The 13,971-nt window shown below is 69.3% G+C and carries 14 protein-coding genes; 8 read left to right on the plus strand and 6 right to left on the minus strand.

Translation table 11 applies throughout. From position 1 onward, the window contains the following. The first annotated feature begins 61 nt into the window (after window positions 1–61). The 4 genes from ACZ68L_RS25145 to ACZ68L_RS25160 all read left to right on the plus strand — a co-directional run bounded on the left by ACZ68L_RS25145 (window position 62) and on the right by ACZ68L_RS25160 (window position 5,231). A complete protein-coding gene (locus tag ACZ68L_RS25145) occupies window positions 62–2,443 on the plus strand; it encodes an alpha/beta hydrolase (RefSeq protein WP_469580460.1) in 2,382 nt (793 codons plus the stop codon). Then, complete coding sequence (locus ACZ68L_RS25150) at window positions 2,440–3,036, plus strand: hypothetical protein (protein ID WP_469580463.1); 597 nt, start codon at window positions 2,440–2,442, stop codon at window positions 3,034–3,036. Before ACZ68L_RS25145 ends, ACZ68L_RS25150 begins: the two co-directional genes overlap by 4 nt. Window positions 3,037–3,147: 111 nt before the next feature. After that, on the plus strand, window positions 3,148–4,170 hold the full coding sequence (locus ACZ68L_RS25155; protein ID WP_469580466.1) for a C40 family peptidase: 1,023 nt from the start codon (window positions 3,148–3,150) through the stop codon (window positions 4,168–4,170). Between the two features lie 329 nt (window positions 4,171–4,499). Next, window positions 4,500–5,231: a phosphatase PAP2 family protein gene (locus ACZ68L_RS25160; protein ID WP_469580468.1), complete on the plus strand. Its 732-nt coding sequence runs from the start codon at window positions 4,500–4,502 to the stop codon at window positions 5,229–5,231. A 54-nt stretch (window positions 5,232–5,285) separates the two neighbouring features. On the opposite strand, the gene ACZ68L_RS25165 is transcribed toward ACZ68L_RS25160, so the two are convergent. Then, window positions 5,286–6,911, minus strand: coding sequence for an FAD-binding oxidoreductase (locus ACZ68L_RS25165; protein WP_469580471.1), 1,626 nt, complete (start codon window positions 6,909–6,911; stop codon window positions 5,286–5,288). A 109-nt stretch (window positions 6,912–7,020) separates the two neighbouring features. Next, window positions 7,021–7,209 carry a hypothetical protein gene (locus ACZ68L_RS25170; protein ID WP_469580473.1) on the minus strand — a complete coding sequence of 63 codons (189 nt, stop codon included), beginning with the start codon at window positions 7,207–7,209 and terminating at the stop codon, window positions 7,021–7,023. Between the two features lie 133 nt (window positions 7,210–7,342). Between ACZ68L_RS25170 and ACZ68L_RS25175 the strand changes: the two genes are divergently transcribed. Next, entirely contained in the window at window positions 7,343–8,290 is a 948-nt protein-coding gene (locus ACZ68L_RS25175) for an SCO4651 family lipoprotein (protein ID WP_469580860.1), read from the plus strand. Window positions 8,291–8,389: 99 nt separating this feature from the next. Then, on the plus strand, window positions 8,390–8,581 hold the full coding sequence (locus tag ACZ68L_RS25180; RefSeq protein ID WP_469580476.1) for a hypothetical protein: 192 nt from the start codon (window positions 8,390–8,392) through the stop codon (window positions 8,579–8,581). 12 nt (window positions 8,582–8,593) lie between these two features. Here the strand turns inward: ACZ68L_RS25180 and ACZ68L_RS25185 are convergent, their stop codons facing one another. Then, complete coding sequence (locus tag ACZ68L_RS25185; protein ID WP_469580479.1) at window positions 8,594–8,962, minus strand: metal-sensitive transcriptional regulator; 369 nt, start codon at window positions 8,960–8,962, stop codon at window positions 8,594–8,596. A gap of 200 nt (window positions 8,963–9,162) precedes the next feature. Here ACZ68L_RS25185 and ACZ68L_RS25190 point away from each other — a divergent pair, with 200 nt between their 5' ends. Continuing rightward, window positions 9,163–9,783, plus strand: coding sequence for a DUF47 domain-containing protein (locus ACZ68L_RS25190; RefSeq protein WP_469580481.1), 621 nt, complete (start codon window positions 9,163–9,165; stop codon window positions 9,781–9,783). Window positions 9,784–9,788: 5 nt separating this feature from the next. Continuing rightward, a complete protein-coding gene (locus ACZ68L_RS25195) occupies window positions 9,789–10,787 on the plus strand; it encodes an inorganic phosphate transporter (RefSeq protein WP_469580484.1) in 999 nt (332 codons plus the stop codon). A 278-nt stretch (window positions 10,788–11,065) separates the two neighbouring features. Here ACZ68L_RS25195 and pstB read toward each other — a convergent pair whose 3' ends face one another. Genes pstB through pstC form a run of 3 tightly spaced genes read right to left on the minus strand, consistent with a single transcriptional unit; the run spans window position 11,066 to window position 13,948 of the window. Then, entirely contained in the window at window positions 11,066–11,842 is a 777-nt protein-coding gene (gene pstB / locus ACZ68L_RS25200; RefSeq protein ID WP_469580486.1) for a phosphate ABC transporter ATP-binding protein PstB, read from the minus strand. Window positions 11,843–11,870: 28 nt separating this feature from the next. Next, window positions 11,871–12,956: a phosphate ABC transporter permease PstA gene (pstA, locus tag ACZ68L_RS25205; protein ID WP_469580489.1), complete on the minus strand. Its 1,086-nt coding sequence runs from the start codon at window positions 12,954–12,956 to the stop codon at window positions 11,871–11,873. Beyond that, window positions 12,953–13,948: a phosphate ABC transporter permease subunit PstC gene (pstC, locus tag ACZ68L_RS25210; RefSeq protein ID WP_469580492.1), complete on the minus strand. Its 996-nt coding sequence runs from the start codon at window positions 13,946–13,948 to the stop codon at window positions 12,953–12,955. Before pstC ends, pstA begins: the two co-directional genes overlap by 4 nt. Window positions 13,949–13,971: the final 23 nt, after the last annotated feature.

Consider the following 13,971-nt stretch of genomic DNA (forward strand, 5'->3'; position numbering starts at 1 on the left):
ATTAGCGGTTCCGGGTGGTGCCGACACGAGTGCCGCCGAGGCCCGTCCAGGCAGGCAGTCGTTGTCGCGCCCTCTGCAGGCGGTGCTGATTCTCGTCCGACTGCTCTTCGTCGTCACCGTAGTTGGTGTGATCGACGAGTTGGTCGTCGCCTCGTCTGTCGATGCCGTGGACGGGCGGCTGTCGGGCATGCTGCTGTACGCGGCGATGCCCGGCGTCACCGGGTTCGTGCTGTCGCTGTACATGCGCACCGGCGGCGTCTGGATCTGGCGCGGTCTCCTTGCCGTACACGCCTGGCTCACCCTCGGTGCCCTGGCGACACTGGGCGGGAGCACCGGCGGGCAGGGCGTGGCGCAACTGGTGATGCCGGTTGTGGTTGTCGTTCTGCTGCTGCGGCCCGGCTCGCGCGAATGGTTCGGCCTCAACGCCGAACAGCGCGCCGAGCACCGCTCGTTCAGCCTTGCGCGGATGATCAAGTGGCGTCGGGACGCCGGTCAGACCGCGATGGAGTACCTGGGCATGATCCTCGTGGTCGTGGCCCTCATCGGCGGGCTGGTGGCGACCGGGATCGGTGGACAGCTGACCGGCGAGCTCCGGAACGCCATCTGCCAACTGACCGGAAGCGCCTGTCCGGCACCCCAGGTCGAGGTGGTGGCCGGCAAGGGCTCGGGCAAGGGCGGCGGCGCTTCGACCGGGGGATCCGATTCCGCCGGCGGCGCGGGCTCCGAGGGCTCGACCGTGACCGGTGGCACGGGGTCCAGCGGGTCGACGACGTCGGGAGGGAACACCGCGTCGGGAGGGAACACCGCGTCCGGTGGGTCCACCGCGTCCGGCGGCAACACCGCGTCCGGCGGTTCCGGATCCGGTGCCGGTGGCACGGACGGCTCCGGCGGTGCCGACGGCTCCTCCGGCTCCGGCGGCGCAGGCGGCTCCACCGGGTCCACCGGCTCCTCCGGCTCGGCCAACGGCGATTCTTCTTCGCAGGTCGACGCGGGTAGACAAAGCCCGAAGCCGAACACGTCCCGCCCCTCCGACGGCAACTTCGTCACCGGCGTCATCGGCAAGGACGGCCTCTGGGGCGACGTCAGCGGCGCCGTCGACACGGTCATTCACCCCGTCGACACCGTGAAGGGCATCGCCGACCAGTACGGCCAGTCCGCCCGGGGCGCGAGTGACAAGTGGAACAAGGGCAAGTACATCGCCGCCGCCTGGGACATGACCAAGGCATCCGGTGGGGGCGGCGGCGCGGTCGCCGGGCTGCCCGGTTCCGGTTCGCGCGTCGAGGGGGCGGTGCGGGACGCGGAGCGTGACTACCTCAACGCCCGTATTCCGACCGACGCCACCGCGGCCCAGCGCAAGTCGTGGTGGGACGGGCTGACGCAGCAACAGCGCGACCAGTACCTCGAACTCTCGCCGGACAAGATCGGCTATCTGGACGGCATCCCGGTGGCGGACAGGGACGCGGCCAACCGGAAGAACCTTCCGGACCTGATCTCGAAGCTGGAGGGGAAGACCGACGCCAAGTCGAAGAAGCAGCTGGCGGGGTTGCGGGAGATCGACCGGCAGCTTCAGGAGGGGAGCAAGCCGCCGATGCACCTCATCGGCATCAGTGACGAGGGCAACGGGAGGGCCATCGTCTCCTACGGCAACCCCGACACCTCGAAGAACGTGTCGGCCTATGTGCCGGGGCTGAACACCTCTCTCGACGAGGAGTTCGCGAAGAGCGGTCTCAAGCGGGCCCGTGACACGGCGATCGGCGCCCAGGGGTACGACCCGTCCACCGCGGCGATCGTCTGGCTCGGGTACGACGCCCCGCTGACGCCGGACGGCCTGCACAGCCTGGCGGTCGCGGGCACCGGACGGGCGGAGAAGGGCGGTGTGGCCTACAACGACTTCATGGGCGGCATCGTGGCCACCAACCAGAACAAGGACCCGCACATCACGGCCATCGGGCACTCCTACGGTTCCCGCACCGTGGGGGCCGCGACGCAGCGCGAAGGCGGCATACCGGGGGTGGACGACATCATCCTGGTCGGCAGTCCGGGGGTGGGCGTGGACCGCGCCGTGGACCTCGGCGTCGGCAGCGGGCACGTCTTCGTCGGCGCCGCGGCCAACGACCCGGTGACCAAGCTCCCGTCCAAGACGCAGGTCGTCGTGGGTGCGGTGGGGATGATCCTGGGCGGCCCGGCCGGCGCGTACATCGGCGGAAACCTGGCCGACCCGGGCGGCGACGACCTCTGGTTCGGCAAGGACCCGGCGAGCAAGGCCTTCGGCGCCCAGCGATTCCCGGTGGCCCCCGGTCAGCCCCTGATCAGTACCGGCGGGGTGAGTTTCGACGCGCACTCCAACTACTTCGATCCGGTACGAGACGCTATGTCGGCGGACAGCATCGCTCTGATCGTGTCGGGACACTCCGACAGGCTCAAGATGGAGGAACAGCGATGAAGCGAAGGTTCCAGACCGTCGCGGTGGCCCTGGCTTTCGGCTTCGCACTGTCAGGCTGTGGCAACGACAGCGGACAATCGAGCGGCAGCGGGAGCGCCGGGACCACGAAGAGCGGCGAGAGCACCAAGGGGAGCAAGATGAACATGCAGGAGGCCGCCGAACGGTCGGACAGCATGCTCGACGCCGTACTGAAGGCGATCGACCCCGAGGTGCAGTGGGCGCACGGACCGACGACGACGGGCAGTTGCGATGTGACGCGCAGGCGCACCGTGATGACCATCGTGTCGGCCGAGCGCCGGCAGAGCTTCCTGGACCAGGTCGAGAAGTTCTGGCGCAAGAGCGACTACCGGATCAAGGCCAAGAACAACGACGAGGAGTTCCCGGCGATCTACGCGCAGACGAAGGCCGGATTCGGCATCAGCGTGAGCTTCCGCGGCGGGGGACAGGCGTACTTCGAGGCCGACAGCCCCTGTGTGAAGGAGTCGAAGGTCGCCGAGTCCGCTTCCAAGCCCAACGGACCGGCGTACGAAGGGGTCTATCCCCTTCCGCGCCCCAACGTGCGCTCCGACCACTGGTCGGCCGGGGCGTCCTGATGGCCCCTCAGTGCGCCGGAGCGGCCGCTCGGTGACCCTGTCGACCCGGTTGATTCGTACACACCCGCGAAAACGCCCATGAACCCGTCCCCGATGGGGGATGGTTGAGGGGTGCGGAAATTCTGGGTGGTCGGTGGCATCGGTGTCGGCATGGCCATGAGCTTCGTGGCGCTGCTCGTCGTCGGTACGTACTCCGCTGCTGCTGGACTCGTCAGCTCCGGCAGCAGTGGAGCGGTCGGGCTGGCGAAGGGGGCCGTGCCCGCGAAGTACCAGCCATTGGTGCAGAAGTGGGGCAACCTCTGTCCCGCCATCAACCCGGCGCTACTGGCGGCCCAGTTGTACCAGGAGAGCGGGTGGAACCCGCGGGCCGAGAGTCCCGCCGCCGCTCAGGGCATCGCCCAGTTCATCCCGAGCACCTGGGCCGGACACGGGATCGACGGCAACGGGGACGGGAAGCGGGACATCTGGGATCCGGCCGACGCGATTCCGTCCGCCGCCTCGTACGACTGCGAGCTGGCCGGGTACGTGAAGAAGGTGCCGGGCGATCAGACGGACAACATGCTGGCCGCGTACAACGCCGGCGCGTACCGGGTGATCCGCTCGGGCGGCGTTCCGAACATCTCCGAGACGCAGAACTACGTCACCATCATCCGGTCCCTGGAGAAGAGCTTCGCCCGGCCCGTCGGACGGGTGCAGCCCTCACAGCAGGCGGCCGGGGCCATCTACTTCGCACAGAAGAAGCTCGGTACGAAGTATCTGTGGGGCGGCAACGGCACGCCGGAGCAGGGCGGGCGGTTCGACTGTTCGGGGCTGACCCAGGCCGCGTACCGCACCGTGGACATCGAACTGCCCCGGGTGGCGAACGACCAGTACAACGCCGGTCCGCATCCTTCGCGTGACGAACTGCTCCCCGGCGACCTGGTGTTCTTCTCCGACGATCTGACCAACTCGCGGGCCATTCACCACGTGGGGCTGTACGTCGGGGGCGGATACATGATCAACGCGCCGTACACCGGGGCCGTGATCCGGTTCGACAAGATCGACACGCCCGACTACTTCGGTGCGACGCGCGTGACCAAGGACGGGGCCGCGGCCCTTCCGACCGCCCTTCCGGCCGACCGCCCGGCGGCATGACGCGCCGACGGCGGTGGCCGGAACTCTCCGTGAAGCCTGGGCCCTGAGCTGCGACGATGAGTCACTCTTCGATAACGTCATGGTGATCATTCGGTGGAGAGTGGAACGCACGCACGGGGCACGTCGTTCCCTGGATGGACCGGACGGACCGGGGCGGCGGTGTATTGACCATGCGGCGCTGACCAGGGAAACGCTCACGGGCGGAGCGGCCACGCCGTACCGGTCCACAGGCAGTGATCCACGCAGTGATCGAACCGACACGGGGGTTCGTCAAAGCGGCGCACAGGAGCGTGCTCCGCGGCAGCAGACAAGGCAAGGGGCCGCAGCAGATGGCTGGACTCGCAGTGGATGGGTCGAACCCCGACGTCAGCCTGCTCTACGACATCAACGGGCTCGCGAAGTCCGCTCCCGCCTGGTTCGACCGGGTCATGGAGTTCGTCGGCGAGTACGGGATCATGCTCGGCATGGTCCTGGTGGTCCTGTGGTGCTGGTGGAGCGTGCGCCGGCGCGGCACGGCCGATGACTCGGTGACGGCGGTCGCCGGGATCGTCTGGGCGCCGCTCGCCGCCGGGATCGCGCTGCTCATCAACATTCCGATCCGGGGCTTCGTGGAGCGGCAGCGCCCGTTCCGGGACCACCCCGGGCTGGATGTGCTGGTGGACGGGAAGAACGACTTCTCCTTCGTGAGCGACCACGCCACGATGGCGATGGCCCTGGCCGTCGGGCTCTTCGTGGTCAACCGGAAGTTCGGCGTCGCCGCGATCGCCCTCGCCCTGCTGGAAGGCTTCTGCCGGGTCTACATGGGTGTCCATTACCCGACCGACGTGATCGGCGGATTCGCGCTCGGTACGGCGGTCGCCCTGCTGCTCGCCCCGCTGGCGATGATGCTGCTGACCCCGTTGGCGGCGGCGGTCTCCCGTTCGGACCGGCTCGGCGTGCTCGTCAGGTCGCGGAGTCTGCGGGTTTCGGCCGCGACCGACGGGCGGGCCGGGGCGTTCGGGATCCCCGAGCCGCGGCCGGGTACGGGCGGCGGCGACGGCGAGAAGGACCTGGCCGCGTAGCACTCCCGCGGTGCGGCAGGCCCGTCACGGGGGAGCGCCGCCCGTGACCGCAGGTCAGAGAGCCTGCGGGAAGGCGAAGAGGCGCCCGGGGTCGTACTGCTTCTTCAGCTCGGCGAGGCGGTCGGCCGCCGAACCGTAGTAGGCCCGGCGCCAGTCGGTCAGCGTCGGGTCGCTGTAGTTCTGGTACGCCGCTCCGGACGCGTACCGGCGCATGGCCGCGTGGGTGTTTTTCAGCCAGTCCTGCTGGGCGCCGCCCGCGGTGCCGGGGCGCCAGGCACCGATGTACTGGGCGAGTACGCGGGAGCGGCGGTGGACGAAGGCCGTCGCCTGCGGGGAGACCCGGTTGATCGCCCCGCCGAGCGCGGTGAGCGCGATGGAGCCGCCGCCCCCGCCCTGGGTCACGGGAATCCGGGTGAACGCCTCGGCCCGGTCGAGCAGGGCGCTCACGCCCGCCGCGGACAGGGAGCGGTCGTAGAAGTCGGACGCGGCGGCGTACGTCTCGCGCTGGAGCGTGCCCTGCGTGGTGCGGCCGGGCGTCGTGCCGGGCAGATGGCACTGGGCGTCGGTGATGCCCGAGCAGCCCGCGTACACCAGCATGGCCTCCTGGTAACTGCGGCGGCGCAGCGAGACGGAGGAGGCCGAGGCGCCGATCCGGTCGGCGAGGCGGTCGACGGCGTTCTGCAGGTCGCCGTACGTACCGAGGCTGAACGCGGCCACCGAGACGTTGGGATGGCCGCCGCCCGGCCCCGCGGCGAGATGAGCGGAGGACCAGATCTCGTCGGGCTGGGACGGTCCCCACTCCTGCCAGGCCGTGATGACGGACCGGGCGCGTGACCAGGGCCAGGACATGTACGCGGTGACGGTCTGTGGGACCGGGCGGGTACGGAACCTCAGCTCGGTGACCACGCCGAAGTTGCCGTTGCCCGCGCCGCGCAGCGCCCAGAAGAGGTCCGGATGGTGCTGGGCGTCCACGGTGAGGGTCTTGCCGTCGGCCGTGACGACGGTCGCCGCGGTGAGGCTGTCGCAGGTCAGGCCGTACGCGCGGGACGCGACGCCGTGGCCGCCGCCGAGGGTGAGGCCGGAGATGCCGACGGTGGGGCAGGAGCCGCCGGGGATCGTCAGGCCGTGGCGGGCGAGGCCCTGGTAGACGTCGACGAGTTTGGCGCCCGCGCCGATCGTGCCGTTCCGCTCGACGCGGGACAGTGACGAGACGTCAAGGACGAGACGGCCGTTGCCGCTCGACCAGCCGGCGTAGGAATGGCCGCCGCTGCGGATGGACACGGGGGTGGCGGTGCGGCGGGCGAAGGCCAGGCACTCGCGGATGTCCGCCTCGTGCCGGACATAGGCGACAGCAGCCGGCTTCAGGCCGTCGAAGCGGGTGTTGTAGAGCTGACGCGCCGTCGCGTAGGTCGCGTCCTGGGGGCGTATGAGGGTGCCGTCGAGGCTCCTGGCCAGGGCGGACCAGTTCGCCGGGCCGGAGGGGGAGGGCTTCGACGGGACCGATGAGGCCGGTGAGGCGGGTGTGGTTCCGCCCGTGGCACCCGTGGTGCGCGCGCCTCCTGCGGAGTCGCCGCCGGTGCCGGACGTGTTGTCGCACGCGGTGGCGGTGAAGCCGGTGAGTGCTGCCGCGGCGCCCGCGGCGAGCAGGGTGCGACGGTCGGTCAGGGGCGACAGGTTCATCGGACCTCCGGGTCATGGCGCTCACGGCCGGTCGGTGGGGGAGAGGCCGGGGAAGAAGGGCGAGGTGCCAAGGAGAGGAAACAGGGCGAGGGAGCCGGGGAGGGAGGGGTCAGGGTGCCGCGCGGTGTTCCGCGGCGTCCGTGCGGGCCCGGTCCCGGGAGCGGCGGGCCGGCCCGGACCAGCCGCAGCCGCAGCGAGCGGTGCAGAACGAGCCGCGTTCCACGGTCATGGGCTCGTGCTCGTCGGGCGCGGGGGTGAGGGGAGCCGTCGGGACCTCGTCGGTGCGTTGGTCATACACCCGTCCACGGTACTGGCCACGGCCACCCGGCGGTGTGTCGTGGGGGAGCGGCGTGACGGTGGACACGGGCCGTCGTTATGCGGAACGGGTGGGGGGCTCGGGCAAGCGGTACGTCGTTGGGGGTTGGCAGGCGATGGTGGTGCAGCAGCACAGGTCCGGAGGCGGGGCGCGCGCTGTCTGCGCCCTTGCCTTGATGGGCGTGATGGCGGCGACCGCCGGATGCGGTGGCCGTGGTGGCGGCGGTGACCGTGCCATGGCCGATGAACGGGGCGGTGCCGACTCCCTCGACGCGGTCCGCGGTGCGGCCGCGGTGCTCGCCGGGACGTCGACGGGAACGGGGGCGGTGACCGGAAGGGCCGCTCCCCGGGCCGGGGCCCCGTCCGTCGCGGGAAGCGCCGAGGTGCGTACGTCCATGGAGACCGCGGCGGGCGGGACACGGGTGACGATCAGGGGCCGGGGGACGTACGACTTCCGCAAGCGGACGGGCCGGCTGACGGTCGTGCTGCCCAAGGACGCGGCCGGTGAGGACGAGCACCGTCCCATCGTCGAACTGCTGGCCCCCGGCGCGCTCTACATGATGAACCGCGGCGCCGGAGTGCCCGCGGACAAGTGGGTCAGGGTCGACACGACGACTCTGGCGGACGGCAATCTCGTCACCGGCGGCGTGACCGATCCGATGGCCGCCGCCGAACTGCTGCGTGGGGCGCGGGAGGTGGAGTACGTGGGAAGGACCGTGCTCGCCGGGGTGACCGTGCGGCACTACCGGGGGACCTCGGACATCGGCCGGGCGGCGCGCGAGGCCTCGCCGGAATCGCGCGGGACACTGGCCGCGGCGGCGAAGGGGTTCCGCACGCGGACGGTGCCGTTCGACGCGTATCTGGACGAACAGGGGCGGCTGCGCAAGGTGCGCCACCGGTTCAGTTTCGCCAACGAGGGGCCGGCGGTGGAGGTGGTGTCGACGACGCTGCTGTCCGGATTCGGGGTGCCGGTCTCCGTACGGCTGCCGGACGGTCGCGACATCTACACCGGGAAGATCGAACAGCGACAGCCGGGCGACGGACGGACGGGGTCGGGGGCGTAGGCATGCCGGCGGGCGCGAAATGGTCCGTCCGTGCCATGCGCGGCGTGTGGTCCGCTCCCTACGCTAGGAAGTCGGCGACGGCAGTGAGAGGTGAGTGACGTGGTGACGCTCGGCACGCGGACCGTATCCGACATCGTGGCCCTCGCCGAGATCGATCTCTGCGGCGAACTGATGATCGCCGCCTCGGCCGCGATCGGGGAGCGGCTCAGCGCGGACCGCATCGACGAGGTGCTGAACGTCCGGGTGATCACCGAGCGGAACACCGTCCCCCGGCAGACCGACCACCGGTGAGCGCGGGGCCCATCAGGTGCGGAGCAGGCGGGCGATGGCCTTCGTGGCCTCCTCGACCTTGGCGTCGACCTCCTCGCCTCCCTTGACCGCCGCGTCGGCGACGCAGTGCCGTAGATGCTCCTCCAGCAGCTGGAGCGCGAAGGACTGGAGCGCCTTCGTGGACGCCGAGACCTGGGTGAGTATGTCGATGCAGTAGACGTCCTCGTCGACCATGCGCTGCAGACCGCGGATCTGGCCCTCGATCCGGCGCAGCCGCTTGAGGTGCTCGGCCTTCTGGTGGTGATAGCCGTGTATGCCCCGGTCGTGGTCGGTGACGATCGGTTCCGCGACCGGTTCCGTCGCCGCGGCGTCGGTGGTCCCGGCGGCCTCGGTGGTGGTCATTACTGCCTCCCGTTTTCCCTTTACTCTGCCGTTCATATACCCCTGGTGGGTATATTCTAACGAATTCTGCCGAACCGTGACCGGGGGCCCGTGCTGATCACCGGGCCCGATGCGCGACACTGAAGAATGCCCGTTAGCCGTGGCCGGATGATGCGCCTAGCATCAGCCTGACCGAATCCAAAGCACCCCGAGGACCCCACGTGCGCTTTCGTCTGACCCCCAGGGAGACGAGCTTCTATGACATGTTCTCCGCATCCGCGGACAACATCGTCACGGGCTCGAAACTCCTGATGGAACTGCTCGGGGCGGATTCTGCCTCCCGGGTCGAGATCGCGGAGCGCATGCGGGCAGCGGAGCACGCGGGGGACGATGCCACCCACGCGATCTTCCACCAGCTGAACTCCTCTTTCATTACGCCGTTCGACCGCGAGGACATTTACAACCTCGCTTCGTCGCTCGACGACATCATGGACTTCATGGAAGAGGCCGTCGACCTGGTCGTGCTGTACCAGGTCGAAGAACTCCCCAAGGGCGTCGCGCAGCAGGTCGAGGTGCTGGCACGGGCGGCCGAGCTGACCGCCGAGGCGATGCCGGGTCTGCGCACCATGGACAATCTCACCGAGTACTGGATCGAGGTCAACCGCCTGGAGAACCAGGCCGACCAGATCCACCGCAAACTGCTCGCCCACCTCTTCAATGGCAAGTACGACGCCATGGAGGTGCTGAAGCTCAAGCAGATCGTGGACGTACTGGAAGAGGCGGCCGACGCGTTCGAACACGTCGCCAACACGGTGGAGACCATCGCGGTCAAGGAGTCCTGAACCACGTGGACACCTTTGCGCTGATCGTGACCATCGCTGTCGCGCTCGGATTTACCTATACGAACGGTTTCCACGACTCGGCGAATGCCATCGCCACCTCCGTCTCCACCCGAGCGCTCACACCGCGCGCGGCGCTGGCGATGGCCGCGGTCATGAACCTCGCCGGCGCGTTCCTCGGCAGCGGTGTCGCCAAGACCGTCAGTGAGGGTCTGATCGCGACCCCCGAGGGACACAAGGGGATGGGCATCCTCTTCGCCGCGCTCGTCGGCGCGATCATCTGGAACCTCGTCACCTGGTATTTCGGACTGCCCTCCTCGTCCTCGCACGCGCTGTTCGGCGGCATGGTCGGCGCGGCGCTCGCCGGCGGGACGCTGGTGCACTGGGACGGGGTGCTCGACAAGGTCATCATCCCGATGTTCGTCTCGCCGGTCATCGGCCTGATCGTCGGCTATCTGGTGATGGTCGCGATCATGTGGATGTTCCGGAAGACCAACCCGCACAAGGCCAAGCGCGGCTTCCGGATAGCACAGACGGTCTCGGCCGCGGGCATGGCGCTCGGCCATGGTCTGCAGGACGCGCAGAAGACGATGGGCATCGTGGTGATGGCCCTGGTCATCGCCGATGTCGAGAGCCCGAGCGACCCGATTCCGGTCTGGGTGAAGCTCGTCTGCGCGCTGATGCTCTCGCTGGGAACCTACGCGGGCGGCTGGCGCATCATGCGGACGCTCGGCCGGAAGATCATCGAGCTGGACCCGCCGCAGGGGTTCGCCGCGGAGACGACGGGTGCGTCGATCATGTTCGGCTCGGCGTTCCTGTTCCACGCGCCGATCTCCACGACGCATGTGATCACCTCGGCGATCATGGGTGTGGGCGCCACGAAGCGGGTGAACGCGGTGCGCTGGGGGGTTGCCAAGAACATCATCCTGGGGTGGTTCATCACGATGCCGGCTGCCGCGCTGGTCGCCGCCGCCAGTTACGGGGTCGTGGTGCTGCTCTTCGGCTGACGGGACGGCGGGTGACCGGGGCATCCGGTGGCCGCGCTGCCCGTCGGTTCCGGACGGGCCTGATCCGGTGATACGGAAAGGGGGCCGCCCCCACTCCCTCTGCGGGGAGCGGGGGCGGCCCCTTCGCCTTGCGGTGGCACCGCCATGCAGCACCTCAAGGCAGTTCTGGGGACGAGGCCGGTCCGCCGGGGGGTGAGGCGGTTCGCCGGTGGAAACCCGCCACCGGGCACAACCGCTCACGCCCCGGCCCACGTCAGCCTCGCTGCCGGGTGACCTGGTTATCCGAACCGGCCCGAGATGTAGTCCTCGGTCGCCTGGACGGACGGGTTGGAGAAGATGCGTTCCGTCTCGTCGATCTCCACGAGCTTGCCGGGCTTGCCGACCGCCGCGAGGTTGAAGAACGCCGTGCGGTCCGAGACGCGGGCCGCCTGCTGCATGTTGTGCGTCACGATGACGATCGTGAAGCGCTCCTTCAGCTCGCCGATCAGGTCCTCGATGGCGAGGGTGGAGATCGGGTCCAGGGCGGAGCACGGCTCGTCCATCAGCAGCACGTCCGGCTCGACCGCGATCGCGCGGGCGATGCACAGACGCTGCTGCTGACCGCCGGAGAGACCGGAGCCGGGCTTGTTCAGCCGGTCCTTGACCTCGTTCCAGAGGTTGGCGCCGCGCAGGGACTTCTCGACGATGTCCGACAGCTGGTTCTTCTTGTACGAGCCGTTCAGCCTGAGGCCCGCGGCGACGTTGTCGAAGATCGACATGGTCGGGAACGGGTTCGGACGCTGGAAGACCATGCCGACCGTGCGGCGCACGGTGACCGGGTCGACGTTCGCCCCGTACAGGTTCTCGTCGTCCAGCAGCACCTTGCCCTCGACGCGGCCGCCGGGGGTGACCTCGTGCATGCGGTTCAGGGTGCGCAGGAAGGTGGACTTGCCGCAGCCGGACGGGCCGATGAAGGCCGTCACGGAGCGGGGCTCCACGGTCATCGAGATGTCCTCGATGGCGAGGTGGGAGCCGTAGTAGGCGGACAGGCCGCTGACGTCGATGCGCTTGGCCATCTGAATCACTGCTTCTTTCGTGCCGCGGTCAGCGGCCGGTCTTCGGGGCCTTCCAGCGGGCGATGCCGCGGGCCACCAGATTGAGGATCATGACGAAGGCGATCAGGACCAGCGCGGCGGCCCAGGCACGGTCGTACGACTGGTCGGTGCCGACCCTGTACTGCTCCCAGATGTACAAGGGGAGCGAGGACTGTGCGCCCTGGAACGGGTTGGCGTTGATCAGCTGGCTGCCGAAGACCAGCAGCATGATCGGCGCGGTCTCACCGGCGATCCGGGCGATCGCGAGCATCACACCGGTGGTGATGCCGCCGATCGCGGTCGGCAGGACCACCTTCAGGATGGTGCGCCACTTCGGGACACCGAGGGCCAGCGATGCTTCGCGGAGCTCGTTCGGGACGAGCTTGAGCATCTCCTCGGTGGAGCGGACCACGACCGGCATCATCAGGATCGTGAGCGCCAGCGCACCCATCAGACCGGACGGCTGGGTCTGCGTCATCAGCATGAGCGACAGGATGAAGAGACCGGCGACGATGGACGGGATGCCCGTCATGACGTCGACGAAGAAGGTCACGGCCTTGGCCAGGGCGCCCTTGCCGTACTCCACCAGGTAGACGGCCGTCAGCATGCCGATCGGGGCGGAGATCAGGGTGGCGATGCCGACCTGCTCCAGCGTTCCGATCAGTGCGTGGTAGACACCACCGGTCGCCTCGGTGCCGAGCACGCCGGCCATCGAGTGGGTCAGGAAGTACCCGTCCAGGCGCTCCGCGCCGCGGCTGATCGTCGTCCACAGCAGCGAGGCGAGCGGCACGACGGCCAGCAGGAAGCAGACCCAGACGACGCTGGTGGCCAGCCGGTCCTTGGCCTGGCGCCGGTTCTCGACGACCGAGGTCGTGATGTACGAGATGACGACGAAGAGGAGGGCGGAGACCAGCCCCCACTGGGTGCGGCTCTGCCAGCCCGCCGCCATGCCGGTGCCCACGCCCAGCGCGATCGCGACGACCGCGAAGGCGAAGGGGGCCCAGCGGGGGAGAGTACGGCTGCTGAGGCTGGTCCTGGGTGCGGGCGCCATCGCAGTGGGGCGTTCCTGTATGCCGGTGTTGGCTGCCTGACTCATGCGTTGGCCCCCGAGTATTCCTTGCGGCGGGCGATGATCAGCCGGGCCGCGCCGTTGACCAGCAGAGTGAGGACGAAGAGCACGAGACCGGAGGCGATCAGGGCGTCGCGCCCGAGCGCGTCGGCCTCGCCGAACTTCGCGGCGATGTTCTGGGCGAAGGTGCCGCCGCCCGGGTTGAGCAGATGGCCGGAAATGATGAAGCTCGGCGACAGGACCGTGGCGACGGCCATCGTCTCGCCGAGCGCACGGCCCAGACCCAGCATCGAGGCGGAGATCACGCCGGAGCGGCCGAAGGGGATCACCGACAGGCGGATGACCTCCCAGCGGGTGGCGCCCAGGGCGAGGGCGGCTTCCTCGTTCATCCTCGGGACCTGGAGGAAGACTTCGCGGCTGACGCTGGTCACGATCGGCAGGATCATGATCGCGAGCAGGATGCCGACGGTGAAGAGCGAGCGGGCGACACCGACCTCGGTCTTCTCGAAGAGGTACGTCCAGCCGAAGAACTGGTCGAGCCAGAGGTTCGGGCCCTCCAGGTACGGGACCAGGACGAGGGCGCCCCAGATGCCGTACACGATGCTCGGCACTGCGGCGAGCAGGTCGACGACGTACGCGAGGGGCGCGGCCAGCTTGCGCGGCGCGTAGTGCGAGATGAACAGGGCGATGCCGACAGCGACCGGGACGGCGATGGCCATCGCGATGACCGAGCTGACGATCGTGCCGAAGAGGAGGACCGCGATGCCGAAGACCGGGGGGTCGCCGGACGGGTTCCAGTCGAAGGTGGTGAAGAAGTTGCCTTCGTCCTTGGAGACGGCGAGCGAGGCGCGGTAGGCCAGGAACACGGCGATCGACGCCATGATCACGAGCAGCAGGATGCCCGAGCCCCGGGAGAGGCCCAGGAAGACCTTGTCGCCCGCGCGCCCGGTCTTCGGCCTGACGCGCTTGCGCGCCGTCGGCGGTGCCGGCGGCGTGTCTATCGGTGTGGTGGAAGCCATGGTCTTTCCGGTCTGTGTGGGGG

Source organism: Streptomyces sp. NPDC104309 (genome assembly GCF_055584025.1).

Excerpts from the sequence above, each read along its gene's own strand:
- ACZ68L_RS25150 (WP_469580463.1), top strand. The coding sequence starts at position 2,440 with ATGAAGCGAAGGTTCCAGACCGTCGCGGTGGCCCTGGCTTTCGGCTTC.
- ACZ68L_RS25165 (WP_469580471.1), bottom strand. The coding sequence starts at position 6,911 with ATGAACCTGTCGCCCCTGACCGACCGTCGCACCCTGCTCGCCGCGGGC.
- pstA (WP_469580489.1), bottom strand. The coding sequence starts at position 12,956 with ATGAGTCAGGCAGCCAACACCGGCATACAGGAACGCCCCACTGCGATG.
- ACZ68L_RS25185 (WP_469580479.1), bottom strand. The coding sequence starts at position 8,962 with ATGACCACCACCGAGGCCGCCGGGACCACCGACGCCGCGGCGACGGAA.
- ACZ68L_RS25160 (WP_469580468.1), top strand. The coding sequence starts at position 4,500 with ATGGCTGGACTCGCAGTGGATGGGTCGAACCCCGACGTCAGCCTGCTC.
- pstC (WP_469580492.1), bottom strand. The coding sequence starts at position 13,948 with ATGGCTTCCACCACACCGATAGACACGCCGCCGGCACCGCCGACGGCG.
- pstB (WP_469580486.1), bottom strand. The coding sequence starts at position 11,842 with ATGGCCAAGCGCATCGACGTCAGCGGCCTGTCCGCCTACTACGGCTCC.
- ACZ68L_RS25175 (WP_469580860.1), top strand. The coding sequence starts at position 7,343 with ATGGTGGTGCAGCAGCACAGGTCCGGAGGCGGGGCGCGCGCTGTCTGC.